Annotated in this window: 25 protein-coding genes and 1 tRNA gene; 14 read left to right on the plus strand and 12 right to left on the minus strand. The window is 58.6% G+C overall.

Translation table 11 applies throughout. The annotated features are described in order from the left end of the window. Position 1: 1 nt before the first annotated feature. The gene (locus tag AB5Z02_RS01440) at positions 2 to 1,345 is read left to right on the plus strand and encodes a DUF4910 domain-containing protein (RefSeq protein ID WP_227016260.1); all 1,344 of its coding nucleotides are present in this window, start codon (positions 2 to 4) and stop codon (positions 1,343 to 1,345) included. A 102-nt stretch (positions 1,346 to 1,447) separates the two neighbouring features. Then, positions 1,448 to 2,563 carry a class I SAM-dependent methyltransferase gene (locus tag AB5Z02_RS01445; protein WP_368215063.1) on the plus strand — a complete coding sequence of 372 codons (1,116 nt, stop codon included), beginning with the start codon at positions 1,448 to 1,450 and terminating at the stop codon, positions 2,561 to 2,563. 131 nt (positions 2,564 to 2,694) lie between these two features. Here the strand turns inward: AB5Z02_RS01445 and malZ are convergent, their stop codons facing one another. From malZ to AB5Z02_RS01490, 9 genes are all read right to left on the minus strand, one after another. Continuing rightward, positions 2,695 to 4,524: a maltodextrin glucosidase gene (gene malZ, locus AB5Z02_RS01450; protein WP_368215065.1), complete on the minus strand. Its 1,830-nt coding sequence runs from the start codon at positions 4,522 to 4,524 to the stop codon at positions 2,695 to 2,697. Between the two features lie 5 nt (positions 4,525 to 4,529). Then, complete coding sequence (locus tag AB5Z02_RS01455) at positions 4,530 to 5,360, minus strand: HDOD domain-containing protein (RefSeq protein WP_005355498.1); 831 nt, start codon at positions 5,358 to 5,360, stop codon at positions 4,530 to 4,532. A gap of 88 nt (positions 5,361 to 5,448) precedes the next feature. After that, complete coding sequence (locus tag AB5Z02_RS01460) at positions 5,449 to 5,865, minus strand: META domain-containing protein (protein WP_368215066.1); 417 nt, start codon at positions 5,863 to 5,865, stop codon at positions 5,449 to 5,451. Positions 5,866 to 6,030: 165 nt separating this feature from the next. Beyond that, a complete protein-coding gene (gene yegD / locus AB5Z02_RS01465) occupies positions 6,031 to 7,392 on the minus strand; it encodes a molecular chaperone (protein WP_075116201.1) in 1,362 nt (453 codons plus the stop codon). Between the two features lie 104 nt (positions 7,393 to 7,496). Next, a complete protein-coding gene (locus AB5Z02_RS01470) occupies positions 7,497 to 8,486 on the minus strand; it encodes a 2-hydroxyacid dehydrogenase (RefSeq protein ID WP_042081787.1) in 990 nt (329 codons plus the stop codon). 74 nt (positions 8,487 to 8,560) lie between these two features. Beyond that, entirely contained in the window at positions 8,561 to 9,055 is a 495-nt protein-coding gene (locus tag AB5Z02_RS01475) for a CreA family protein (protein ID WP_368215067.1), read from the minus strand. A 26-nt stretch (positions 9,056 to 9,081) separates the two neighbouring features. After that, positions 9,082 to 9,528, minus strand: a complete 447-nt coding sequence (locus AB5Z02_RS01480) for a DUF962 domain-containing protein (RefSeq protein WP_368215069.1) — start codon at positions 9,526 to 9,528, stop codon at positions 9,082 to 9,084. Positions 9,529 to 9,590: 62 nt separating this feature from the next. After that, positions 9,591 to 10,448 (minus strand): hypothetical protein, encoded by an 858-nt coding sequence (locus tag AB5Z02_RS01485; protein ID WP_042081792.1) that lies wholly within the window; start codon positions 10,446 to 10,448, stop codon positions 9,591 to 9,593. 147 nt (positions 10,449 to 10,595) lie between these two features. After that, positions 10,596 to 10,982: a TraR/DksA C4-type zinc finger protein gene (locus tag AB5Z02_RS01490; protein ID WP_005356952.1), complete on the minus strand. Its 387-nt coding sequence runs from the start codon at positions 10,980 to 10,982 to the stop codon at positions 10,596 to 10,598. 480 nt (positions 10,983 to 11,462) lie between these two features. Here AB5Z02_RS01490 and AB5Z02_RS01495 point away from each other — a divergent pair, with 480 nt between their 5' ends. The 9 genes from AB5Z02_RS01495 to AB5Z02_RS01535 all read left to right on the plus strand — a co-directional run bounded on the left by AB5Z02_RS01495 (position 11,463) and on the right by AB5Z02_RS01535 (position 20,657). Continuing rightward, entirely contained in the window at positions 11,463 to 12,794 is a 1,332-nt protein-coding gene (locus AB5Z02_RS01495) for a glutamine synthetase family protein (protein WP_021230755.1), read from the plus strand. Between the two features lie 186 nt (positions 12,795 to 12,980). Continuing rightward, complete coding sequence (locus tag AB5Z02_RS01500; protein ID WP_368215070.1) at positions 12,981 to 14,342, plus strand: aspartate aminotransferase family protein; 1,362 nt, start codon at positions 12,981 to 12,983, stop codon at positions 14,340 to 14,342. Positions 14,343 to 14,395: 53 nt separating this feature from the next. Then, positions 14,396 to 15,493, plus strand: coding sequence for an extracellular solute-binding protein (locus AB5Z02_RS01505; protein ID WP_005340709.1), 1,098 nt, complete (start codon positions 14,396 to 14,398; stop codon positions 15,491 to 15,493). Between the two features lie 119 nt (positions 15,494 to 15,612). Beyond that, complete coding sequence (locus AB5Z02_RS01510) at positions 15,613 to 16,698, plus strand: polyamine ABC transporter substrate-binding protein (protein WP_005355476.1); 1,086 nt, start codon at positions 15,613 to 15,615, stop codon at positions 16,696 to 16,698. A gap of 78 nt (positions 16,699 to 16,776) precedes the next feature. Continuing rightward, positions 16,777 to 17,931, plus strand: coding sequence for a polyamine ABC transporter ATP-binding protein (gene potA / locus AB5Z02_RS01515; protein WP_005340704.1), 1,155 nt, complete (start codon positions 16,777 to 16,779; stop codon positions 17,929 to 17,931). Beyond that, positions 17,928 to 18,833: an ABC transporter permease subunit gene (locus AB5Z02_RS01520; RefSeq protein ID WP_236302176.1), complete on the plus strand. Its 906-nt coding sequence runs from the start codon at positions 17,928 to 17,930 to the stop codon at positions 18,831 to 18,833. The genes potA and AB5Z02_RS01520 overlap by 4 nt, the downstream gene beginning before the upstream one ends. Then, entirely contained in the window at positions 18,833 to 19,675 is an 843-nt protein-coding gene (locus AB5Z02_RS01525; RefSeq protein ID WP_120416386.1) for an ABC transporter permease subunit, read from the plus strand. Before AB5Z02_RS01520 ends, AB5Z02_RS01525 begins: the two co-directional genes overlap by 1 nt. Positions 19,676 to 19,720: 45 nt before the next feature. Then, positions 19,721 to 20,425: an MOSC domain-containing protein gene (locus AB5Z02_RS01530; protein WP_244774738.1), complete on the plus strand. Its 705-nt coding sequence runs from the start codon at positions 19,721 to 19,723 to the stop codon at positions 20,423 to 20,425. A gap of 155 nt (positions 20,426 to 20,580) precedes the next feature. Beyond that, positions 20,581 to 20,657, plus strand: a tRNA-Pro gene (locus AB5Z02_RS01535). A gap of 268 nt (positions 20,658 to 20,925) precedes the next feature. Here AB5Z02_RS01535 and AB5Z02_RS01540 read toward each other — a convergent pair. Together AB5Z02_RS01540 and AB5Z02_RS01545 are read right to left on the minus strand one after the other, a co-directional pair. Next, positions 20,926 to 21,453 carry a hypothetical protein gene (locus AB5Z02_RS01540; RefSeq protein ID WP_005356927.1) on the minus strand — a complete coding sequence of 176 codons (528 nt, stop codon included), beginning with the start codon at positions 21,451 to 21,453 and terminating at the stop codon, positions 20,926 to 20,928. A 124-nt stretch (positions 21,454 to 21,577) separates the two neighbouring features. Beyond that, positions 21,578 to 22,042: a thioesterase family protein gene (locus tag AB5Z02_RS01545; protein WP_199259007.1), complete on the minus strand. Its 465-nt coding sequence runs from the start codon at positions 22,040 to 22,042 to the stop codon at positions 21,578 to 21,580. A 133-nt stretch (positions 22,043 to 22,175) separates the two neighbouring features. Between AB5Z02_RS01545 and recQ the strand changes: the two genes are divergently transcribed. After that, positions 22,176 to 24,011 carry an ATP-dependent DNA helicase RecQ gene (gene recQ, locus AB5Z02_RS01550; RefSeq protein ID WP_042081697.1) on the plus strand — a complete coding sequence of 612 codons (1,836 nt, stop codon included), beginning with the start codon at positions 22,176 to 22,178 and terminating at the stop codon, positions 24,009 to 24,011. A gap of 67 nt (positions 24,012 to 24,078) precedes the next feature. On the opposite strand, the gene AB5Z02_RS01555 is transcribed toward recQ, so the two are convergent. Next, positions 24,079 to 24,381, minus strand: coding sequence for a cytochrome c (locus AB5Z02_RS01555; RefSeq protein ID WP_005340687.1), 303 nt, complete (start codon positions 24,379 to 24,381; stop codon positions 24,079 to 24,081). Positions 24,382 to 24,486: 105 nt separating this feature from the next. Here AB5Z02_RS01555 and AB5Z02_RS01560 point away from each other — a divergent pair, with 105 nt between their 5' ends. Next, positions 24,487 to 25,914 carry a YdiU family protein gene (locus AB5Z02_RS01560; protein ID WP_368215073.1) on the plus strand — a complete coding sequence of 476 codons (1,428 nt, stop codon included), beginning with the start codon at positions 24,487 to 24,489 and terminating at the stop codon, positions 25,912 to 25,914. A 10-nt stretch (positions 25,915 to 25,924) separates the two neighbouring features. Beyond that, the gene (locus AB5Z02_RS01565) at positions 25,925 to 26,212 is read left to right on the plus strand and encodes a DUF3630 family protein (RefSeq protein WP_227272823.1); all 288 of its coding nucleotides are present in this window, start codon (positions 25,925 to 25,927) and stop codon (positions 26,210 to 26,212) included. The last annotated feature ends 11 nt before the right edge of the window (positions 26,213 to 26,223 follow it).

Below are 26,223 nucleotides of genomic sequence, written 5' to 3' on the forward strand. Positions count from 1 at the left end.
AATGACAACACAGATGCATACCGCTGGTTATCTTCCCACAGACTGGGACGATCAGGCTCAGCTCGGTGAACAACTGCATCGATTTTTAACCTTACTTTTTCCACTCAATCGTAGCCTGACTGGTGAGGGGGTTCGGCAAACACTGTCCTTGATCCGGCAGCACTGCTTGCCTGATTTGATCATCCATGAGGTGGAAAGCGGGACCACATGCTTCGATTGGACAGTGCCCGATGAGTGGAATGTAAAGCAGGCTTATATCGTAGGGCCTGACGGACACAAGGTCGTTGATTTCAAGGACAGCAACTTGCACCTGGTTGGTTATTCTGAGCCGGTGCGTTGTACCCTGTCACTGGCAGAATTACAGCCATATCTGCATTCATTGCCCGAACTGCCGGATGCTATCCCCTATATCACGTCTTATTACCAGCGCCGTTGGGGCTTTTGCTTACCCCATAATGCGCGAGAAGCGTTGCAGGAAGGAAATTATGAGGTAGTGATCGATACCAGTTTGCAACCGGGCTCACTGACTTATGCAGAGTGGGTGCTACCTGGGGAGAGTGAGGAGGAGATCTTGTTATCCAGCTATGTTTGCCATCCCTCCATGGCCAATAACGAGTTGTCTGGCCCAGGCATCGGGGTGTTTCTGATGGCTTGGCTTGCCTCCTTGCCCAAGCGACGTTATAGCTATCGATTGATGCTTGTTCCAGAGACGATCGGAGCTATCGTTTATCTCTCTCGTCATCTGGAGCACCTCAAGTCTCATACGTTGGCAGGTTTTAATCTGACCTGCATGGGGGACGAGAGGTGTTACTCGTTCTTACCGTCCAGGCAGGGGAATTCCTTAGCTGATCGTATTGGACGCCATGTTTTGGGGCATATTGCACCTGATTATATAGCGTACAGCTATCTTGACCGAGGCTCTAACGAACGTCAGCTGTGTGCCCCTGGAATAGACCTGCCAGTCACTACTATTATGCGTAGCAAATACGGTTGTTATGCTGAATATCACACTTCGTTAGATGACCTTGCCCTGGTTACGCCAAGGGGCCTTGCGGATAGCTTCTTGGCGCTGCGGCGAGCGATCGAGTGTCTGGAGTTGGATGAATGTTGTGAGGCCACCGTATTGGGCGAGCCCCAACTGGGACGACGTGGCCTCTATCCGAATCTGTCTACACGTGATTCCGGCGAGCAGGTAAAGGACATGATGAACTTGCTGGCGTACAGCGATGGCCATCTGAGCCTTTTTGAGATTGCCGAGATCATCAAAGTACCATTTTGGCGGGTCGAGCCCTTGGCTAAAAAGCTTATCGATGCAGGTGTTCTGCGCAGATGTAGTCGTCGTTGAGAAGAGGTACTTCGTTGCATGATGTGATGGATGAAAATCCAGAGACAACTCGTTAGAACAACCTTGTTTCATCAATCCTGATCATATCTTTAGGAGAGGATCATGAGATGTCCATATTGTCACAGTGATAATACATTGGTTTTCCTTGAACGTACAATGCCAGCCGTTTTATCTGCGTACTCTGGTAATTTCCAAGTAAAAGTATCGGAATTGCAGGTCAGTGCCTGCAAGGATTGCCTGGTAGGGTTTGCATCCAAGAAGTTATCATCGGAAGAACTAACGGAAATATATGACAACTATCTATATATTTCTCCGCTTAATAATATCGGATCTTCCAAGTATGACGGCATGATTGGTACCATCACAAGTCATTTCGGTAAAGATGAAAAAATATATGAAATTGGTTGTTCAGAAGGCTATTTGCTGAAAAAACTTAAAGAGAACGGATTTTCCAATGTGACAGGAATTGAGCCTGGCCCCCAAGCCGATATTGCGAGGGACTTGGGACTTAAAGTGATAAAAGGCTATTTTAATGCATGCCATGTTCAGGATAAGGTAGATGGTTACTATCTTATGCATGTTTTTGAGCATTTTGAAGATCCCTTTTCCATCTTTAAATTAATGTCGGAAACATTGAATGATACAGGAAGGATTGTCATTGAGGTCCCTGATTTCGGAGGCTTCCATATACAGCACCTTTTCTACTATAACATCTACTTCATGCACGTTTTGGCCCGTGATAATAATCTCAAAATAATATATCACCGTGTTGAAAATGACAGTTTGAGGGTCGTTTTTGTCAAGGCTGAAAATACACGTTTCAATGGCATTGAAACGGCCTTTGATAAAGTCAGTTATATTGAGAATCTATCGATTTTCAAACAGCGGTGCGATGCATCTCGCAGCAGAGTCAATGATTTTCTCAGAAGAGCAGGCCGTGTCGTTTGGTGGGGGGCCGGTTCTGCGTCAGTTATTCTGCTGAACGGAGTCGAGAAAGACATTTTGGACAATACCGAGATCATTGTCGTTGATGGTGACAAGAGTAAGGTCGCCTGTACTATTCCCGGTGTTAATCTCAATGTGAGTTATTTCGAGACGTTCAGTAATAAGCATGTCAGCAACCTTGTAATTGCTTCAAGCTTTTATAAAGAGATATTTGAGACAATGAAATCTCACGGTATCACTTATGAACATGTGGAAGTGTTTAGTGATGCCTGATTAAAGGTGCAGGGGGGCAGATTGTCCGAATGACGTGTAGTAAATAATTTTAAATTTACTGGTAGGATATTTCGGTCTACTGGGAATTATGGCGGGATATAGCCCGCCATGTATTTGATAACCTCGATTGTTCAGCTCGACAGCAGCACTCTCGCCGAGTTGGCTGGGATGGTGAGCTGTGCCTCGCCCTGCACCACTTCAAACTTCTCGCCGTTGAAGGCGTCGGTGAAGCGGCTGGCGGGGCTCGCGGTCTGCCACAGGGGCAGGCTGATGGTGCGTGGCTCGCTCGGATGGCGGTTGCAGGCCACTACCACCTGATCGCTTTGCAGGGTACGGGCGAACACATAGCTGTGGGGCCCGGCGTAGAGAGTCTGGATATCGCCACGGCGCAGGGAGGGGCGCTGGCGGCGGATCTGGATCAGCCGACGATAGTGGTCGTGCAGCACGTGATCCCAGTCTGTGGTATCCCACGGGAAGCAGCGGCGGCAGTCCGGGTCGTTGCCGCCGGAGAGCCCCACTTCATCGCCGTAGTAGATGGAGGGTACACCGATATAGGTGAGCAGCAGGGTGGCGGCCAGCTGCATCCGCTGCTTGTCTTCACCCAGCAGATGGAGGAAACGGGCGGTGTCGTGGCTGTCCAGCAGGTTGAACTGTGCAAGCTGGTTCTTGAACGGGATGTGGGCCCGCGCCAGCTTGAGCCAGCGATCCAGCTCTTCGGCGCTGATCTTGATGGGGTGGTAGGCGATGTCCTTGCCAGCCAGGAAGGCACGGATCGGGTGGGCGAAGCCATAGTAGTTCATGGCACCATCCTCCTGATCCCCTTGCAGCCACTGGCTCGCCTCGAAGAAGTGCTCACCCAGCACGTAGGCGTCCGGGTTCTCCTGCTTCACCGCCCCGCGAATGGCGCGCACGTGACCACTGTTGCCCTCGGCGGTGCCGCGCTCACCCAGCATGTGGATGACGTCGAAGCGCCAGCCGTCGATCTGGTAGGGGGCGCGCATCCAGTAACGGAGGATGGCGTCGTCAGCCCGATAGACGGCGTCCTGTACCTTCTCGCAGGAGAAGTCCAGCTTGGGCAGGCTGCGAATGCCCTTCCAACTGACGTAATCCCCTTCTTTGTCAAAGGTGTAGAAGCTGCGCCACGGGGAGTCCGGGTTGCTCTGGGCGCCCAGTGGCGGGCAGAACCAGGGGTGCTCGGTAGAGGTGTGGTTGACCACCGCATCGAGGATGATCTTCATGCCACGCTGGTGCAGGTTGCGGGTCAGCTCGGCGAACTGCTCGTTGCTGCCGAGGTGGGCATCCACCTTGAAGTAGTCCTGAGTGTCGTACTTGTGGTTGCTCGGCGAATCGAAGATGGGGTTGAGGTAGAGCGCCGTTACCCCGAGAGATTGCAGATAGTGCAGCTTGGCATCGATCCCCGCCAGATCGCCGCCATAGAATTCGCAGGCGCCGTGGCCCTCTTCGTGGCGACTGACCGGCTCGCCCCACGCCTTGCTGATCACCGCCTTGCCGCGATATTCGTACTCGTGATGCTTGACGCTCAGCGACGGATCGCCGTTGCAGAAACGGTCGGGGAAGATCTGGTAGAACACCTGATCCTGCACCCAGGCCGGTGGCTGGTGCAGGCTGTTGAAGCGAAAATGCTGTTCCCGTGGCGGCATGGACGCGCTGACGCCCGCCCCGTGCAGCCACCACTGCTCCTCGTCGGTGAGGCACTTGAAGCTATAGAGGTGGATATCCTGTCCCTTGATGAGCGGCAGGGTCGCCTGCCACACCTGCAGCCGATCGCGGGTGGAGACCGCTGTCATCGGGATCAGGTACTCCTCGTTATCCGGCTCGTGGCGCAGCCACACCTCGTGGATCGGCGCATCCAGCTCGCTAAAAAGGGTCAATTGCAGTGCGTCGGCGCTCTCTTTGAACCAGGGCGCCACCTGGGGATGAAACAGAAACGGATGGGTCATGATGCTTATTGAGTCAGAAGATCGGCGAGGGCATTACCCTGTTCATGCAATGTTTCGAGCTGGCCTGCCAGCGACTTGGGATCCAGTCCCAACTGGTCGGCGAGCGGTTTGGGGAAGCGGGCGATGATGGCCTGGGCAGGCACGCCCGCGTTCCAGGCGAAGGAGATAAACACGGCGAGGCGGATCAGCACCGCCTCCTTGCTGACCGGATCGTGGGAGAGCGGGTCAAGCTGTTGGGAGATGGCATCGACGAAGGCCTCGGAGAGGTTCCAGCGCCGCGCCAGCTCGGCACCGAGCTGGGCGTAGTCGTAACCCAGCATCTCCCGCTGTGCCTCGACCCGGCTGCTGCCGTTCTGGATCGCCATGTTGATGAGCTCGGCCTCTTCCGGCAAGGTGCTCTGGATAAGCAGCTCGCCGATGTTGTGGATCAGGGCGCAGGTGAAGGCGGTCTCGGGATCCATCACCTTGGCCTCCTGCGCCAGGGTCTTGGCGATGGTGGCGACCTGGAAGGTCTCGGTCCAGAACTTGTTCTTGTCGAAGCTGGGCGGGGCCTTGAAGGTGCCGATGATGCCGGAGGCGACCACCACGGAGCGCAGCCGGTTGAAGCCGAGCCGGATCACCGCCTGTTCGATGGAGGTCACTTCGTTGCCCCGGCGCAGGGCGGCCGAGTTGGCCATCCGCAGCACCTTGACGCTGATCACCTGATCCATGGCGATCTTGGCCGCAATCTCGTCGATGCGGGCATTCTCGTCGTTGAAGCTCTGCATCAACTCGTGCAGCAGCTTGGGAATAGTGGGGAGTTGTTTGATCTTGTCAAACAGGCGATCCATCGACATGGCTGAGGCAGCCTCCGTTGCAAACTCTGCCTCATATTGTGCCACAGCCGGACAACATGTTCCTGTTTGTGATGCGGCTTTGTGAGCGCTAGAACACCCAGTCGCGCAAGGTGTATTCCAAACGGTGCTGTTTGCCCTGCAGGATCAGGTTCTGACTGGTGCCGCTCAGGGTTGCACCCTCGGTAAGGGTGGTCAGCACGGCCTGTTCGATAGTGTCGAGCGGCGGCATGCAGGCCATTTCGGTGCTGCCCAGACTGGTGACCCACAGTTTGTCATCTTCCAGATGGCCCTGACCGAAGTAGCGGTTGCAACCGGCGATGCCGTTGACGGTGAAGTGCTCGCCGATCTCGAAATCGGGAGGATTGTCGCGGGGGGCCTTGATCTGTTCGCCATTCAGTTTGCTCAGTACCCAGTGGTGGTGTTGCAGATCTTGCTGAACAAAGGCGGTCGAGCTGCAGCCAGCGAGCAGTAACAGGGGGATCAGCAAAAAGGGCAATCTGGGCATGAGGGGGCTCCGGTTGGGGGAGCGTCAAGAATACCCTTTTTGGGCAGTCGGGAGCAGGGCGGGAGAGGGGACGACCGACCGCTTCTGTCGCCCCTTGTCCCGCACGACTGTCGCTTAATGGCAACACCTTGGTGATGTTGCCATCGATTAACGCGGCCTCAGGGCTCAGTTGGCGAACAGCCGCTCGGCATAACGGGCAAGACCCGCGGCCACCGAGCCAAAGTCATCGCCACCCTCAAGCGGGATGGACGGGAGCTTCTGGCGGATAAAGCTGGCGATCAGCGGCGAGCGGGCGCTACCGCCAGTGACGAAGATGCGATCCGGCTGCACACCGGCAGCAGCAATCGCTTCGTCCATCAGCTCGCCAATCTTCTCCAGCAGCAGGGCGGAGGCGTTGGCCAGCTGTTCGCGGGTCAGTTCGGCTTCCAGCCCTTTTTCCAGCTCGGCCAGCGACTGGCGATTGAGCTCCTGCTCCGAGAGGGCGATCTTGCCCTGCTCGGCACGCCATACCAGCTGGTGGCTCAGCTTGTGGGCCCGCAGGTTGGCCAGACGCCCCAACTTGCTGCCGGGTTGGCTGTCGAGCTGCAGATCCTGCAGCTGGCGGGCGGTGTCGAGGCTGTAGAAGCGGCTCTGGGCGCTGACGTCGTTGATGGCGGCCGCATCCCAGAACAGCGGGTGGGGCAGCGGCTTGCCGGTCTTGAGGGTCTCGTGCATGCCGAGCAGCGGCATCATCCCCTCCACCGTCAGACGGATGTCGAAGTCGTTGCCGCCGATCCGCTGGCCGCTGTGGCCGAGCAGATCGCCGCTGCGATCCAGCTGATCGCGGTAGCTGGGACCCATCCGCAGCATGGAGCAGTCGGTGGTACCGCCGCCGATATCCACCACCAGTACCACGGCATCTTCGGTGAGGCGCGCCTCGAATTCAAACCCGGCTGCCACCGGCTCATAGAGGAACTCCACCTGCTCGAAACCGGCCAGACGGGCCGCCTCGGTCAGGATGGCGATAGCTTGCTGGTTGCTCTCTTCCCCCGCCAGGCCCTGGAAGTTGACCGGTCTGCCGATCACCGCCTGACGGATCGGGGCACCGAGCTGCTGCTCCGCCTGCTGGCGGACGTGGAGCATCATGGCGCAGACGATATCTTCAAACAGTGCGATCTGGGGGGCCTTGAGGCCATAGGCGCCGAGGAAGGATTTCGGCGACTTGATGTAGTAGCCGTCGTCCGGCTCTTCCAGATAGCGCTCCAGCGCGGCCCCGCCAAAGCTCAGCTCGTCGATCAGTCCCTCTTCGCGCATCTGGCGGCGAACCATCTGGGCGCGGGTGACCACGGGGCCACGCAGCTTGAGGTACTCCGCCTGCTGGGCGGGGGCCAGCCCTTCGGCCAACAGACCGGCGATAGCATCCCGGTGGGGCGCATGCAGGGTGGAGGGGAGATAGCGGGATGCGCCAAGATTCAGCAGCCTGGGGCTACCTTGTTCCATCACGGCCACGGCACAGTTGGAGGTGCCGTAATCAAATCCGATAAACATGGGCGCCAGACTCCTGAATAAAAAAGGGGGGCTAGCCTACCCGAAGGCGCCGGGTCTCACAACCCGGCGCACCGCAATGAAGAACAGGATGAAGGGATTAGCCCTTATTCCACTTCGTTGTCGCAGCGGCCCAGGCTCTCGATAGCGCGGATATTGCCGAGGGTGGTATCGGCGATGGCGTGCAGCGCCTCGCGGGTCAGGAACGCCTGATGGCCGGTGAACAGCACGTTGTGGCAGGCGGACAGACGGCGGAATACGTCATCGGTGATCACTTCGTTGGACTTGTCGGAGAAGAAGAGATCCTCTTCCTCTTCGTAGACGTCCAGCCCCAGCGCACCGATACGGGAGGTTTTGAGTGCCTCGATGGCGGCGTTGGAGTCGAGCAGGCCGCCACGGCTGGTGTTGATGATCATCACCCCGTCCTTCATCTTGGCGAACGCCTCCTTGTTCAACAGGTGGTAGTTCTCTTTGAACAGCGGGCAGTGCAGGCTGATGATGTCGGATTGGCGGAACAGGGTATCGAGATCCACGTACTCGGCTCCCAGCTCGATGGCTGCCGGATTCTGGTAAGGATCGTTGACCAGCAGGCGAACCCCGAACCCCTTGAGGATGCGCAGGGCGGCCAGACCGATCTTGCCGGTGCCGATGACGCCAATGGTCTTGCCATGCATGTTGAAGCCGACCAGCCCTTCCAGCGAGAAGTTGGCGTCGCGGGTGCGCTGATAAGCCTTATGGATGCGGCGGTTGAGGCACATCATCATGCCGACGGCGTGTTCTGCGGTCGCCTCGGGGGAGTAGGCGGGCACCCGCACCACTTTCAGCCCCAGCTCTTTGGCGGCGGCCAGATCCACGTTGTTGTAACCGGCGCAGCGCAGGGCAATCACCTGGGTGCCGTTGGCAGCCAGTTCGGTCAATACCTCGCGGTCGGCATCGTCATTGACGAACAGACACACCACCGGGAAGCCGTGAGCCAGTCGGGCCGTTTTGGCCTCCAGCCGCACATCGAAAAACTCCAGGTCGAAGCCGTACTGGCTGTTGGCCTGGTTGAAATGCTCTTTGTCATAGCTCTTGGTACTGAATACGGCGACTTTCATGGTATGTGCTCCGCAGCGTGTGTGTCGTCAAATTACAACAAAATGGGTCAGCTATCACCGGACAAACCGGCTGGTTATTGTCCCCACGGCATAATGGGAACGGCGCTGACTGCACTCTTGTACGAACCATCCACCAGTTTGGTGCTGTAGGTCAGGTAAACCAGTGCATTGCGTTTCTTGTCGTAAAAACGCACCACTTTCTGCTCCTTGAACACCAGTGAAGTGCTGACATCGAACACCTCTTCCCCCGCTTTCAGCTTTTCGGGCAGGGTGATGGGGCCGGTCTGGTGGCACGACAGGGAGGCGTGGGAGGGATCTTCCGCCAGTCCCAGCCCGCCTTTGACGCCGCCGGTCTTGGGGCGCGCCAGATAGCAGGCGACGCCGTCGATGCGCGGGTCGTCGAACGCCTCCACCAGGATCTTGTGGTTGGGGCCAAACAGCTTGAAGGCGGTGCTCACTTCACCGACGGTATCAGCCTTGTCAGCCAGCGCCGGGCCGGCAAACAGGGCCCCCAGCAGCAGGGGCAGGGCGCGGCGCAGGGCGTTATGTCGCGTGTGGTTATGTGTCATGGTCTCTCCTGTTGGCCCGGCACTCCTCAATAGGGGATGCCCAGACGACGATAGAGGCTGGCAAGCACCCAGGCGGGGCCTATCAGCAGAAATTGCAGGTCAGCGAGGAAGGAGGGGCGTTTGCCCTCGATCTTGTGGCCGACAAACTGGGCTATCCAGAGCAGCACGAACGCTGCCACGGTGGGCCACAACAGCGGCCCCTGCCATTGGTGGCAGATCCACAATCCCAGTGCGGTCAGCCCGGCCATCCCCGCGAACAGCGAAAACGACAGCTGCAGGTAGAACAGCAGCACCGGAATAGCTGCCACTGCCGCCCAGTTGAGGGGCTCTGGCAAGGGCCCGTGTGGCAGACACCAGAGCAGTGTCAGCGAGCAGAGATAGATGCCCGGTACCGCCAGCTTGTGGATGGCGACGTTGACCGGATGGCGATGACTCTGGCCATACTCCTCAAACCACTCCTGCATTCCCTTCATGACACCTCCCTGGCGCACTGTGTTCTCGCTGCCTGACCTTCGTGGTCAGGCGCTCGGGATGCTTATCCCTGCGGTGGATACTCCCAATATTGGGCCGGAATGGATTTTAGCAACGGGGTCATGTCCGGATTGGGCAGGGCGATGGTGACCCGCTGATCGAGGTTGGCGCTGGCGAGCGCTTCGCGGATCTTGGGGTTGTCATTGAAGAACTTCATAAAGCTGCCATCGGCATAGGCCCGCTCCAGCCCGGTCTGAATCGCCTTGGCCAGCTTGGGGTATTCGGGGCTGACGAAGAAGAACTGGGCGAAGGGGTAGCGGATCAGCAGATGCTGCTCGATAGCGAGGTTGGGATACTGCGCCACCAGCTCGCTGCGCTCGGCGAAGATCTCCACCAGGGCGCGCGGGAAGAAGTCGATCTTGTCGCCGTCGTTGATAAGGCGAAACAGGCTGCTGTATCGGCCGGAGAAGGTCGGGATGCCCGCATTTTCCAGAATTTTGTTATCGGCCCAACCGACCCCTTGCGCCGCTTTCAGCTGTTTGAGGTCGGCCAGGGTATTGATCTGGTTGAACTTCTCTTGGGCATCCGCGTGGATGAAGGACAGTCGCAATCCTTCCAGCCCGCGAAACAGCGGAATGGGGACGGCAATCAGGGAGGATTCGAGTGCGCTGGAGGTGCCCATCCAGAAGACGTTGATGGTCTTGCCCTTGCTCAGCTGCTGCTGGAGGGTGAACTGGTTGAGGTCGAGTTCGACAGGCTGGATGCGAAAGGGTTGCCCGGAGCGGGTCAGGGCCAGTTCCAGCAGCTTGTACTGGTACTCCTGGTCAAGATTGTTGACGGGACGGCTGGGGACCTTGACCGTCAGAACCTGTGCTTGTGCCAGCAGTGGCAGGCACAAACACAGCTTGATGAGCCATTTCACTCTCTGTTCTCCTGTAGATTCCGGAAGGTGTCCGGAGTCTAACAGAACTTGTCACCATCTTGCTGCGAGGCGTTGTGCAAGGTTTGAGCGCGGTGCCCTGCCTTGCTGGCGTCTGTTGCACCAGAATGGTGACGGTTCTTCGAAGAATCAGGCGACGCGACGGAACACGTGGGTATCGTTAAATTCCTTGGTGCTCTGGCATTCGACGCAGAAACGGGATTCCGGACGGGCATGCAGCCGCTTGAGGGAGATCTCGTCACCGCAAGATTCGCAGTAACCAAAATCCCCTTCGCTGATGCGCTTCAATGCGCCCCGCAGCTTGCGCAGGTGCAGCTTGTCGTGCTCGATGCGGTTCAGCTCCAGACGGCGGGCTTCCTCGATACTGGCACGGTCAATTTCATCAGCCATCTCGTTGGTGTCGGTGGCGATGGCCTGGCTGGCCTGGGAGTTCAGGCGCTCTTCGAGCTCGACGATCTGTCGCTCGATCTGCCCCTTGTAAAAGGCCAGTTGGTCTTCAGTCATGAAATCACACATACGATTAACTACCAGTCAGTTTACTAACCCAATTATCCCTGTTTATGGGGGCTGTCTGCCTACAGACCAAGCCCTTGTATCCCGATTTGCACCTGTTTCATGCAAGAGAGTGCAAATCAGGGCGGGCCTTGTACCAAAAAAATGCAGCCAAGCAAAGCAAATAGGATAAGGATTGTGCGCCCTTGCAAAAAAATGGTCCGTTCCTGCGGGGGATTGGTCGGGATCTGGCGCCTGCTTCACCCTCTGTTGGCATCGCCTTTGCAACGATGAGAAGGGTGGGTTTCGTACGGATTTGAGTGTTTAGTATTTGGTGCCGCCTTGGTCATTATATGCGCCGTTATTTATAGTTTTTTAAACACGCCCGCTTGACATTGCCCTTGATGGCGGGCTTTTATGGTGATGTTGATTACAATTTTATAACAAGGGTGTTCCATATATTAGACACCCTTGCCAATGGCAACCGTAAAGTCGGGGTTTAACATGGACAGTATCAAAGGCTGGATGGAGAGTAATCGCATCACGGAAGTGGAGTGCCTGTTCCCGGATTTCACCGGCAACGCCCGGGGCAAGATCATCCCAGCCAACAAGTTTTTGCGCGAAGGGGGCATGCGTCTGCCCGAGGTGATTTTCACCCAGACGGTGACCGGCGAATATCCGGATGACGACAGCATGATCGACCCGCTGGAGCGGGACATGCAGCTCTATCCCGACCCCAACACCATCCGTTTCGTCCCCTGGGCGCTGGAGCCCACTGCACAGGTGATCCACGACTGTTTCGACGTCAACGGCAAGCTGATCGACATCGCGCCGCGCTCCGTGCTGCGTCGGGTTCTGTCATTTTACGAGAAGCAGGGCTGGAAGCCGGTGGTGGCGCCCGAGCTGGAATTCTATCTGGTCACCCGCAACGAGGACCCCGACTATCCGCTGGTGCCGCCGGTGGGTCGCAACGGCCGCCCTGAGACCGCCCGCCAGTCGTTCAGTATCGATGCGGTCAACGAGTTCGACCCCATTTTTGAAGACATGTATGACTACTGCGAGGCGCAGGAGCTGGAGGTGGACACCCTGATCCACGAGTCGGGCGCCGCCCAGATGGAGATCAACTTCCTGCATGGTGATGCCATCGATCTGGCGGATCAGGTGTTCCTGTTCAAGCGCACCATGCGTGAGGCCGCTCACCGCCACGGCATCTATGCCACCTTCATGGCCAAGCCGATGAGCGACGAACCGGGGTCGGCCATGCACATCCACCAGAGTCTGGAAGATGTGAACGGCCACAACCTGTTCGGCACCTCGAGCGGCGGCAACAGCGAACAGTTCATGCACTTTATCGCCGGTTTGCAGAAATACACCCCGGCGGTGACCGCCCTGCTGGCTCCCAACGTCAACTCCTACCGCCGCCTCACCTTTGGCGAAAGCGCGCCGCGCAACGTCCAGTGGGGGGTTGAGAACCGCACTTGTGGCCTGCGGGTGCCCTTCTCCGACCCGAGCGCACGGCGGGTGGAGAACCGCTTCGCCGGTGCCGATGCCAACCCCTATCTGGCGCTGGCCGCCACTCTGGCATGTGGCTATCTCGGCATGATGGAGAAGCTGGAGCCGCTGCCGGAGATGAAGTCGAGCGCCTATGACCTGCCCTACAGCCTGCCCCGCTCGCTGGAGGAGGCACTCAGCCATCTCGAACAGTGCGAGCCCATCAAGGAGATGCTGGGGGAGCGCTTCACCCGCGCCTTCGTCGCGGTCAAACGCAAAGAGTACGAGACCTACTTCGGGGTGATCAGTCGCTGGGAGCGGGAGTTCCTGCTGCTGAACGTCTGATCCCCCTGTAACGGGGAGGTCGGAGTCGGCCTCCCCGATCCCTGTATCGAAGAGACCTGAACGCGAGTCAGGTGGCGGTAGCCACCTGTGAGTGGTTGTGGCTGCGAGCATGCAAGCCCGCCTGACTACCCACCTGACTATTTGACGACTGAATATTGCCAAATCGAAGGAACCGAGGAGCAACAAATGCAGCAGATAACCCGTGAGTGGCAACAACTGGATGCCAGCCACCACCTGCACCCCTTTACCGACTTTCAGGCCCTGAACAAGAAGGGTTCGCGCATTATTACCAAAGCCAGCGGCGTCTATCTGGAGGATTCCGAGGGCAAACGCATTCTCGACGGCATGGCGGGGCTGTGGTGCGTCAATATGGGCTATGGCCGCCAGGAGCTGGTGGATGCCGCTACCCGCCAGATGCAGCAGTTGCCCTACTACAACCTCTTCTTCCAGACCGCTCACCCGCCGGTGATCGAGCTGGCGACCCTGCTGGCCGAGGTGACGCCAGCCCATCTCAACCACGTCTTCTTCACCGGCTCCGGCTCCGAGTGCAACGACACCGTGCTGCGGATGGTGCGCCACTACTGGGCCAGCAAGGGTCAGCCTGACAAACAGGTGATCATCAGTCGCCACAACGCCTACCACGGTTCTACCGTGGCGGGGGCGAGCCTGGGCGGCATGAAGGGGATGCATGCCCAGGGTGGTCTGCCCATTCCCGGCATAGTGCACATCGATCAGCCTTACCACTTCGGTGAGGGGCAGGGGATTAGCGCCCACGACTTCGGGCTGGAGCGGGCCCGTCAGCTGGAGCAGAAGATTCTGGAGCTGGGGGTGGACAAGGTGGCTGCCTTTATCGGCGAGCCGATCCAGGGGGCGGGCGGCGTCATCATTCCGCCTGACAGCTACTGGCCGGAGATCCAGCGCATCTGCGATCACTACGGCATTTTGCTGATCGCCGACGAGGTGATCTGCGGCTTTGGCCGCACCGGCCACTGGTTTGCCAGCGAAGGGTTTGGCATCAAGCCGGACCTGATGTGTCTGGCCAAGGGGATCACCTCCGGTTATCTGCCGCTCGGCGCTGTGATGGTGAGTGACCGGGTTGCCAAGGGGCTGGTGGAGGAGGGGGGCGAGTTCAACCACGGCTTCACCTACTCGGGCCATCCGGTCTCTTGCGCCGTGGCGGTGGCCAATATCCAGCTTATGCAGAAAGAGAGCATAGTTAAGCGAGTGCATGATACTATCGGCCCCTATTTGCAGCGCCGCTGGGCGGAGCTGGCCGATCATCCGCTGGTGGGAGAAACCCGAGGCAAAGGATTGGTCGCCGCGCTGGAAATCGTTGAGGACAAGCAGACCAACCGGCGTTTTCCGGCTCAGGCAAATGCGGGGATGACTTGCCGGGAGTTCTGCTTTAACAATGGCTTGGTGATGAGGGCGGTAGGCGATACCATGATCATATCGCCCCCCTTGGTCATCACCGAGGAACAGGTTGATGAATTGGTCGATCTGGCCAGGCGCAGTCTGGATCTGACAGCCGCAAAGCTGAAGGGTTGAGGCAGGTCGGGCAGGTTGGCATGCGCATACAATTTGCTTAGGAGACAAGGATGATGTCTTTCAAAACAGGAGTGATCGCTGCCTCTGTGGCTCTGGTCATGGCAAGTGCCGGAGCAATGGCTGAAGAGAAGGTGCTGCACGTCTACAACTGGAGCGACTACATAGCGCCGGATACTCTGGATAACTTCCAGAAGGAGACGGGGATCAAGGTGGTCTATGACGTGTTCGACAGTAACGAGGTACTGGAAGCCAAGTTGCTGGCGGGTAGTTCGGGCTACGATATCGTGGTGCCATCCAACCCCTTCCTGGCCAAGCAGATCAAGGCGGGCGTGTTCCAGAAACTGGACAAGTCCAAGCTCTCCAACTGGCAAAACATGGATGTCGACCTGCTCAAGGCGCTCGAGCCGAGCGATCCGGGCAACCAGTACTCCATCCCCTATTTGTGGGGCACCATCGGCTATGCCTACAACGCCGAGAAGGTGAAAGCCGTGCTGGGGGCCGATGCCCCGGTCAACTCCTGGGATCTGGTGTTCAAGCCGGAGAACATGGCCAAGTTGAAAGAGTGTGGCGTCTCCTTCCTCGATTCACCGACCGAAATGCTGCCGGCTGCCCTGCAATATCTGGGCTTCAAACCGGATAGCCAGAAACCGGCCGAGTTGAAGAAGGCTGAGGAGCTGTTCCTCTCCATCCGTCCCTATACCGCCTATTTCCACTCCTCCAAGTACATCTCGGATCTGGCCAACGGCAACCTTTGCGTAGCGGTCGGTTACTCCGGTGACTTGCAGCAGTCCAAGGCGCGGGCAGCCGAGGCCAAGAATGGCGTAGCGCTCACCTACACCATTCCGAAAGAGGGGGCAGGCAGCTTCTTTGACATGATCGCCATTCCGGCGGATGCCAAGAACGTCGAGGCGGCCCACACCTTCATCAACTATCTGATGAAGCCCGAGGTGATCGCCAACATCACCAACGTGGTGCAGTTCCCGAACGGCAACAAGGCTGCGACCCCGCTGGTGGATGAGGCGATCCGCACCGATCCGGGTATCTACCCCGATGCGGCGACCCTGCAGAAGATCTACACCTTCCCGGATCTGCCGGCCAAGGTGCAGCGTCTGATGACCCGCAGCTGGACCAAGATCAAGTCCGGCAAGTAAGTAACGAATGCCCCTCCCGGTCCGCAGTTCGGCCGGGAGGGTAGTGATGCCATCCATCCGGATGGGCCGCGCGAATGGATGCGCAGACGGTCAACCACTGAAACAGGAGAACTGACACCGTGAATACAACCAGATTGCTAACCATAGCGCTGACCATGGGATTGGCGAATGTGGCCCAGGCTGCCCCTGTGCTGCACTTCTACAACTGGTCTGACTATATCGGCGAGACCACCCTCAGCGATTTCCAGCAGGCGACCGGGATCAAGACCGTCTATGACGTGTTTGACTCCAACGAGACCCTGGAAGGCAAGTTGCTGACGGGGCGGACCGGTTACGATCTGGTGGTGCCCTCCAATAATTTCCTGGCCAAGCAGATTAAGGCGGGAGCCTTCCAGAAGCTGGATAAATCCCTGCTGCCCAATCTGGCCAACCTGGATCCCGTGCTGCTCAAGCAGCTCGACAAGGTGGATCCGGGTCATCAGTACGCGGTGCCCTATCTGTGGGGGACCAACGGCATTGGCTACAACGTCGACAAAATCAAGGCGGTGCTGGGGGTCGACAAGATTGACTCCTGGGCCACCATCTTCGAACCGGAAAATATGGCGAAACTCTCTCGCTGCGGCGTCGCCTTCCTCGACTCTGCCGACGAGATGATCCCTGCTGCCCTCAACTACCTCGGGCTCGATCCCAACAGTCATGCGACGGGGGATATCAAGCAGGCCGAGGCGCTGCTGCTCAAGGTACGGCCCTATGTGGCCTACTTCCACTCCTCCAAATACATCGGCGATCTCGCCAATGGCGACATCTGCGTGGCAGCCGGTTTTTCCGGCGACATCCTGCAAGCCGCTGCCCGCGCCGATGAAGCTGGCAAGGGGGTGAAAATTGCCTACAGCATTCCGAAAGAGGGGGGCAATCTCTGGTTCGACATGATGGCGATCCCGTCCGATGCCACCAATGTCAAAGAGGCGCACGCCCTCATCAACTACGTCCTGCAGCCCGAAGTGATCGCCAAGGTCAGCGACTATGTGGGCTACGCGAATCCCAACTCAAGGGCGGGCGAGTTTATGGATGAGGCGGTGCGCAACAATGAGGAGGTTTATCCCCCTCAGGCCGTGCTGGAGCGACTCTATGTGCAGGAAGCACATCCCCGCTCCGTACAGCGTCTAATCACCCGGAGTTGGACCAAGATCAAGTCCGGTACCTAACCTTGGTGCCCGTTCGGGGGCGCCAAATCGCTTTTATGGATCGGCTGCAAGGCCGGTATCACGTTGGGGAGTTTGGTAATGGCGATAGCCTCCAGTGCCTACAAGAAAGCCCTCGAGGGCAGTCAGCAGCGCAAAGAAGTGCTGGTGAAAATTGATCGGGTAAGCAAGCAGTTCGACGAAACGCTGGCGGTCGATAACGTATCTCTCAATATTCACAAGGGAGAGATTTTCGCCCTGCTCGGTGGCTCCGGTTCCGGCAAATCGACCCTGCTGCGGATGCTGGCCGGTTTCGAACGCCCGACCGAGGGGCGGCTGTTCCTCGACGGGGTCGACATCACCGACATGCCCCCCTATGAACGCCCCATCAACATGATGTTCCAGTCCTACGCCCTGTTCCCCCATATGACGGTGGCCCAGAACATCGCCTTTGGCCTCAAGCAGGATGGCCTGCCCAAGGCCGAGATCGATGCCCGGGTGGAGGAGATGCTCAAGCTGGTGCAGATGACCCAGTATGCCCGCCGCAAACCGCATCAGCTCTCCGGTGGCCAGCGCCAGCGGGTGGCGTTGGCTCGCTCGCTAGCCAAGCGTCCCAAACTGTTGCTGCTGGATGAACCCATGGGGGCGCTCGACAAGAAGCTGCGTTCCAAGATGCAGCTGGAGCTGGTTGAGATCATCGAGCGGGTCGGGGTGACCTGTGTCATGGTGACTCACGATCAGGAAGAGGCCATGACCATGGCGGAGCGGATCGCCATCATGCACCTCGGTTGCATCGAGCAGATCGGCAGCCCGATGGATATCTACGAGACTCCGGCCAGTCGGCTGGTGTGCGAATTTATCGGCAACGTCAACCTGTTTGACGGCCTGCTGGTGGAGGATGAGCAGGACCACGCCACCATCGCCTGCGCCGACCTGGAGCAGCCCATCTATGTGGGCCACGGCATCAGCTCCCGCGCCGAGAACAAGAAGGTGACCTATGCCCTGCGGCCGGAAAAACTGCTGATGAGTCTGCAAAAGCCGGAGGAGATCGAGCACCCGGATTTCAACTGGACCAAGGGTGAGGTCTATGACATCGCTTATCTGGGCGGTCACTCGGTTTATCACATCCAGCTGCCCTCGGGCAAAATCGTTCAGGCTTTCATCGCCAATGCCGAACGCCACGGCAAGCGGCCAACCTGGGATGACCAGGTGTTCCTCTACTGGGAAGATGACAGCGGCGTGGTGCTGCAATCATGAAGTTCTTGCAACGACTGAAGCGGGTCGGGGGGCGCCGACTGGTGATTGGCATCCCCTTCTTCTGGCTGTTCCTCTTCTTCCTGCTGCCCTTCGTCATCGTGGTGAAGATCAGTTTTGCGGAAGCGGATGTGGCGATCCCGCCCTACACCGATGTGGTGAGCTGGGCCGACAATCAGCTCACCATCCTGCTCAACATGGGCAACTACCTGCTGCTGCAGGAGGATGAGCTCTATATCGCGGCCTATCTCGGCTCCCTCAAGATGGCCTTCATCAGCACTTTGCTCTGCCTGCTGATTGGCTATCCGATGGCCTACTCCATCGCTCGGGCCAACAAGGAGACCCAGACCGTTCTGCTGCTGCTGATCATGATGCCGACCTGGACCGCCATTCTGATCCGGGTCTATGCGTGGATGGGGATCCTCAGCAACAACGGCCTGCTCAACAGCGTTTTGCTGGGGATCGGGGTGATCGACGAACCGCTGCAGATCCTCAACACCAACCTGGCGGTCTATATCGGCATCGTTTACTCCTACCTGCCCTTCATGGTGCTGCCGCTCTACGCCAATCTGGTCAAACACGATCAGAGCCTGCTGGAGGCTGCTTCCGACCTGGGGGCCCGCAACCTGACCCGTTTCTGGCAGATCACGGTGCCGCTCTCCAAAAACGGCATTATCGCCGGCTGCATGCTGGTGTTCATTCCGGTGGTGGGGGAGTTCGTTATTCCGGAAATGCTGGGCGGCCCGGAGACCCTGATGATCGGCAAGGTGCTGTGGCAGGAGTTCTTCAACAACCGCGACTGGCCGGTAGCCTCTGCACTGGCGGTGGTGATGCTGGCGGTGCTGATCATTCCGATCATCCTCTTCAACCGTAACCAGGCCAAAGAGCTGGAGGGCAAGGCATGATGAGACGTTTCGGTTTTGCCAAGCTGATGCTCTGGCTGGGGCTGCTGTTTATCTACCTGCCCATGATCATCATGGTGATCTACTCCTTCAACGCCTCCAAGCTGGTGACGGTGTGGGGTGGCTGGTCGCTCAAGTGGTACTTCGGCCTGCTCGACAACAAGCAGCTGATCGGGTCTGTGTTCCGCTCGCTGGAGATCGCCTTCTACACCGCGATCGCCGCGGTGGCGCTGGGGACGGTGGCGGCCTTCGTGCTGACCCGTATTCCCCACTTCCGTGGTCGCACCCTGTTCGGTGGCATGGTGACGGCGCCGCTGGTGATGCCCGAGGTGATCACCGGTCTGTCGCTGCTGCTGCTATTCGTGGCGATGGCCCAGCTGGTGGGCTGGCCCGCCGAGCGGGGCATGCTGACCATCTGGATCGCCCACACCACCTTCTGTACCGCCTACGTGGCGATCGTGGTGTCGGCGCGGTTGCGGGAGCTGGATCTCTCCATCGAGGAGGCGGCAATGGATCTCGGCGCCAAGCCGTGGAAGGTGTTCTTCCTGATCACTATCCCGATGATCGCCCCCTCGCTGGCAGCAGGCGGCATGATGTCGTTCGCCCTGTCGCTGGATGATCTGGTGCTGGCTAGCTTCGTCTCCGGCCCGGGCTCCACTACCTTGCCGATGGAGGTCTTCTCGGCGGTACGGCTCGGGGTGAAACCCGAGATCAACGCGGTGGCCAGCCTGATCCTGTTGTCGGTATCGCTCTTTACCTTCGGCAGCTGGTATCTGATGGCCAAGGCAGAGAAGCGCCGTCGTGCCGAGATCGCCATGACCACCCAGATGCAGGCCGTGGTCTGACGCCATGATAAGATCCGCCTACTCTCGTCAACCTGGAGGATGAGTATGCGGGTCTCTCTTTTTAGCGGTCGTGGCACCGAGCTGGTGCCCGGCCTCACCAGCGCTATTCACAAGCAACCGATCTCTGCACCAGTTCGCTGTACCTTTGCCGGTCTGGAAGGGGATGATCAGTGTGACCTGCGCCACCACGGTGGCCCGGATCGGGCGCTCCACTACTATCCTGCCGATCACTATCTCTGGTGGCAGACCTGGCAAACCGCACTGGGCTTGCCTGCGCCACGTACACCCTGGCAACCTGCCGCCTTTGGCGAGAACCTCTCCGGTATCGGGCTGACCGAGGCGCAAGCCTGCATCGGCGATGTCTATCGGCTCGGTGAGTCACTGATCCAGATCAGCCAGCCGAGATCCCCCTGTTTCAAGCTCAACCAGCGCTTTGGCTATGGCCAGATGTCGCAGGTGATGCAGCTGGGTGGCCGCTGTGGCTGGTTGCTGCGGGTGCTGGAGGAGGGCATGATCGCGCCTGACACGGCCATGGAGCTGATAGACAGACCCTATCCCGAACTGACGGTGAAGCGCACGGCGGACATTCTGTTCAATCAGGTGCGCAATGAAGCGGATCTGCTGATGTTGCTGGAGAATCCGGCCCTCTCCCCCAACTGGCGCCAGCATGCAGCAGACTGGCTAGAGCATGGCACTGTGGCTGACTGGCAGCGCCGTCTGCTGGGGCCAGCATCCCTGCGCCTGGCCTGACGGCCGGTTACCGGAATGTCACCTGCTGGCTGCAGTCCGGTAAACGGGTGAAAAAAGTGCTGAATAGTTGAGCAAATGGCACTTTTTTTCCTGCCAAACGCAAAAAAGGCTTGTGTCGAGTCTGGGCTTTCGGTAAATTTCCGTCCCGCAGACATCGGTGTGTAGCGCAGCTTGGTAGCGCACTTCGTTCGGGACGAAGGGGTCGGAGGTTCGAATCCTCTCACACCGACCAAATTTGAAAAGGCCGCTCAATAGAGCGGCCTTTTTGCTTTTATCCTTCCTGTTTTCCTAATTTTTTTTAGCTGCTGACCTGTTACCTGGCCAAGTGATCTGACCTGCTGTATGCATGTATGCAGAGTCGAAGTAAGACCACGGACATTAAAAGGGCCACCGCTCGGTGGCCCATCGGTGGAGTCTGATCCTGACTCCGGCACTCTAGATTGTGGCAATCTCGCTATGGGTCTTGTCTATGGTGCCCTCCTTGCGCGCCAGGCGCTTACTCAGATATGCCAGTGCTGATGCCGCAAAGCCTTGAAACTGTGTTGAGGCAGCAAGGCCGCGTGCTTGGGGTACTCACTAATGAAATGTTCTATTCCCTCCATCAGTTGTGCACGTAATGAAATAACGGGCTCATGCCAGGCTTGCAGGCATAGATGGCCGGGGATCAACTGCTCCTGATAATCTTCCAGCAGCTGTTCTGGCCAGGGTTCAATACCGGAATTGCGTTGCAGCAAATAGTGGGCGGCGGGTTCACGGGCATAAATGAACTGAATTTGGGCCAGATCGCGTTGGCATAGCGTTTGACTGTTGATGTGACAGGTCAAATATTTTCCCGTTTTCAGATCCAGAAAGTGACCGCGTTGCCGACAGGGTACGATGCGATACCAAGGCAGGGGTGAGGAGAGAGAATACCCCTCAAGCTCCTGTTCCAACCAGTGGCGACACTCGGGTGTCTGCACCTCGTCGAGCATGGACTCGAGCTGTGTCAACAAGGCTCTGGATGGTTTGATGGCCAGTTTCGCACTCATCGCCTGCAATCCTCCCTCTGCACACAATCCCGACTATCAGTATGGACCTTGTTCGGCCAGAGGGGGTAAGGAATCTAATGATTAAAAGTGGATTAGCCGCGTGGTTTTTATGCACTAACTTGGTTCAACCCACCAGATAGGTTCCGGTGCCGAAGGCGATGTGGGTGCCCTCTTCGTTGTGCAGCTCCATCCGGGCGACGGCGACCTTGCTGCCAGCCCGGATGATGTGGGCGGTGGCGATAAACTCGTTGCCGCGCCCCGGGCGCAGATAGTCCACCCGCAGATCTATGGTGCCGAGGCGGGAGAATCGCTCCTTGAGATAACTGGGGGAGAAATCTTCCAGATCGTCGATGCAGGAGGCCGCGACTATCATGCCGCCCGCCACATCCAGCAGCGTGGCGGTGACGCCGCCGTGCAGGATGTTGTGGAAGGGGTTGCCGATCAGCTTCTCGTCCATCTTGATGCGCAACTCCACCTTGTCGAAGTCGTAGTGGGTCACCTGCATGCCGATCAGCTTGTTGAATGGCATCTTCTCGGCAAACAGGTTGGCAATGCCACTGAGCGCCATCTTCTTGAGCATCTGTTTCATTCTCTGATCCCAATCCTTGTCATCAAAGCCGAGTAAAAACTCCATCCAGTCTGCAACAGCTCCTTAACAGTCGCAATGGCAGGTTTATTGTGGGCGGCGGCTGCTTTAGAATGGCGACCCCAAAGGAGAGCCCATGACCGCGATTGCCGAAACCCTGCCAGATCCTCAGCCAGAGAGTCCGCTTGCCTTGCTGCAGGCGGTCTTCGGCTATCAGCAGTTTCGGCCGGGTCAGCTCGAGATCATCGAGCAGATCGTTGCGGGGCGCGATGCGCTAGTCCTCAAGCCCACCGGTGGCGGCAAGTCGCTCTGCTACCAGATCCCGGCACTGCTGCGGCCCGGGCTCGGTGTGGTGGTCTCTCCCCTTATTTCGCTGATGAAGGATCAGGTCGACAGCCTGCGCGCCAACGGTGTAGCGGCGGTCTACATCAACTCGGCCCTCAGTCGGGAGGAGATGATCCAGAACTTCGCCGCCATGCGTCGCGGTGAGATCAAGCTGGTCTATGTCTCCCCCGAGCGACTGTTGCAGCACGAGTTTATGGATCGGCTAGCCGAGCTGCCGCTCGGGTTGTTTGCCATCGACGAGGCGCACTGCGTCTCCCAGTGGGGCCACGATTTCCGGCCTGAGTATGCGGCGCTGGGGCGGCTAAAACAGTGGTTCCCGCAGGTGCCGGTGGTGGCGCTGACCGCCACCGCCGACGAGGCGACCCGCAGCGACATGCTGCACCGCCTAGAGCTGAACGATCCCTTCATCCACACCGCCAGCTTCGATCGTCCCAATATCCGCTACAGCCTGGTGGAGAAGTTCAAGGCGGCTGAGCAGCTGCTGCGCTACGTGCAGAGCCAGAAGGGCAACTGCGGCATCGTCTACTGCTCCAGCCGCAACCGGGTGGAGGAGGTGGCCGAGCGGCTATCCCGCCACGGTTGCAAGGCGGCGCCCTATCATGCCGGTCTGCCACTCGAGCAGCGCCAGCAGACGCAGGATGCCTTCCTCAAGGATGACATCGAGATAGTGGTGGCGACGGTGGCGTTCGGCATGGGCATCGACAAGCCCAATGTGCGCTTCGTGGTCCACTACGACATCCCGAAGAACATCGAATCCTACTATCAGGAGACCGGTCGCGCCGGGCGTGATGGGACTCCCGCCGAGGCGTTGCTGCTCTACGATCCTGCCGACATCGGTCGGGTGCGCCGCCTGCTCGACAACATCGAGAATCCCCAGCAGTTGCAGGTGGAGCAGTACAAGCTCAACGTGATGGCGGCGTTTGCCGAGGCGCAAACCTGCCGCCGTCAGGTGCTGCTCAACTACTTCGGCGAGTACAACGACAAGCCGTGCGGCAACTGCGATATCTGCCTCGATCCGCCCAAAAGTTATGACGGTACCGAAGATGCCCAGAAGGCGCTCTCCTGCGTCTGGCGGGTGGGGCAGAATTTCGGGGTGGGCTATGTGGTGGAGGTGCTGCGTGGTTCCCTCAACCAGCGCATCAAGGATCACGGCCACGACAAGCTGTCGACCTATGGCATCGGCAAGGATCAGAGCCACGAATACTGGATGAGCGTGATCCGCCAGCTGATCCACAAGGGGCTGCTGACCCAGAACATCACTCGCAATCTGGTGCTGCAGCTGACCGAAGCGGCCCGCCCCGTACTGCGTGGCGAGGTGAAGCTGGAACTGGCGGTACCCCGCCTGCAGCCTATCTCCAGCCGCAAGGAGAAGCGCAACGGTCTGCTTGATAACGCCAACTACGACAAACGGTTGTTCAAGGAGCTACGCGGCCTGCGCAAGCAGATTGCCGAGGACGAAGAGGTGCCGCCCTACGTGGTGTTCAACGATGCGACCCTGGTGGAGATGGCTCAACTGATGCCGATGACCGAAGACGAGATGCTGGCAATCAACGGTGTCGGGCACCGCAAGCTGGAGCGCTTCGGCGAAGCCTTTATGGACCTGATCATCGACTACTGCCGTCGTTAGGGTCGATTAGGCAGCCTAATCGACCACGGTAAGCGCGGCTCGGAAGAACCTGGGGTCAGACGCGAGGTTATTTCAGGCTGGCGTAGAAGGCGGCCAGATTGTCGATATCCGCATCGGTCAGCGGCGCCATGAAGGGGTCCATCAAGGGCTCTTTGCGGGTGCCATCCTTGAACGCTTTCAACTGTTTCACCAGATAGGCGGCATTCTGACCCGCCAGATGGGGATAGTTGGGGATCATCGCCTTGCCTTCCACGCCGTGACAGGCGGCACAGACCGCTGCCTTGGCTTTGCCGGCTTCAATATCGGCAGCCTTGGCCTGATGACCCCACGCCAGTGCCAGCAAGGGCAGGGCATATACCCATTTTTGCATCTTCTTCTCCTTGAATTGAAAAATGATGGTTGCCAGTGAGCACAAGCATGGCTGACGGCAGTATAAAGAGTGACACGAGCATACGCAGGGACGAATGGCACAACCATGAAGTTGATCAACACTTTTGCGACCGAGTTGCCCTGGGCCTGTGAACCCGTGGTCCCCCAGCCGCTGCAGCAGCCCCGGTTGCTTCATCTCAACCGGGCTTTGCTGGATGAGTTGGGGTTGGGAGGCGTCAGCGAGGCTGACTGGATCGCCTGTTGTGGCGAGGGAAAAGTGCTGCCAGGCATGCAGCCGGTAGCTCAGGTCTATGCGGGCCATCAGTTCGGGGGTTATAGCCCCCGGCTCGGGGATGGTCGGGCGCTGCTGCTGGGTGAGCAGCAGGCGCCGGATGGTCAGCGCTGGGATCTGCACCTGAAGGGGGCGGGTAAAACCCAGTTCTCCCGTTTTGGTGACGGCCGCGCCGTGCTGCGCTCCAGCATTCGCGAATATCTTGCCTCCGAGGCGCTCCATGCTCTCGGCATCCCGACCACGCGAGCGCTGGTGCTGGTGGGCAGTCAGGAGCCTGTTTATCGCGAGCAGGTTGAGACAGGGGCGACTGTGCTGCGCACCGCCCCCAGCCATCTGCGCTTCGGTCATATCGAGTATTTCGCCTGGAGCGGGCAGGGAGAGAAGATCCCGCATCTCATTGACTATATGCTGCGCCACCATTTCCCCGAACAGGAGAGTGGTGCCGAACTGTTTACCGAGGTAGTGCGCCGCACCGCGCGGCTGATTGCCAAATGGCAGGCGGCGGGCTTCTGTCACGGGGTAATGAACACCGATAACATGTCGCTGCTCGGCTTGACGCTGGATTACGGGCCATACGGCTTTATCGATGCTTACGTGCCCGATTTTGTCTGCAACCACTCGGATCCGGCGGGCCGCTACGCGCTGGATCAGCAGCCCGCGGTCGGTTACTGGAATCTGCAAAAACTGGCGCAGGCGCTGGCTGGCCATGTAGACGGTGATGCGCTGGCTGCAGCGTTGGCCCAGTACGAGCAGCAGCTGATGCTGCACTACTCCGAGCTGATGCGGGCCAAGCTCGGACTGGCAGTGTGGGAGGAGGATGACCCGGCTCTGTTCCGCGAGCTGTTCCGGTTGCTGGCGTCCCACAAGGTGGATTACCACCTGTTCCTGCGCCGTCTCGGTGAGGTGACGCAAGAGGTGGCGTGGCCTGCATCTCTGCTGGCCCTGTTGCCTGAACCGCTGGGTTGGCAGGCGTGGCTGGAACGCTATCGGGCGCGGCTGATGCGCGAAGGCAGCGAGGATGCCGTGCGCAAGGCGCAGATGGATGCCATCAATCCCAAATATGTGCTGCGCAATGCGCTGGCCCAGCAGGTGATAGATGCCGCCGACGCAGGGGATATGCAGCCGTTTGAGCGGCTGTTCACCGCCTTGCAGCGCCCCTATGATGAACAACCCGAATATGAGGATCTCGCCACCCCGACTCCGGCATGGTATTGCGGTGGTGAGCTCTCCTGCAGTAGCTGAGAGACAGGGAATGAGTTGGCAAATCAAACAGGTAGATAGCGAAGCTGGCGTGGTGACGCTGGATTGTCGGGCACTCGACTGGGACACGTTCCCGCTGTTGGCGCAGGCCTTGCTGCGAGAGTGGGAGCTACAGCCGCTCGAGCAGGATGCGGGGGCCGACCGCCATAGCTGGTTGCTGGAGTTTGAAGGGAGCCAGTTTCGGCTGGAGTACGAACACTACAGCTGCTGCTGGCTGGAGGCGGTGCGCCCGGCGGATCGGGAGGCGCTGCTCTGGCTCGCCAGACAGCACAAGGCGTGAATATCGACCAC

This window comes from Aeromonas sp. R2-3, assembly GCF_040908375.1.
Taxonomy (GTDB): domain Bacteria; phylum Pseudomonadota; class Gammaproteobacteria; order Enterobacterales; family Aeromonadaceae; genus Aeromonas; species Aeromonas veronii.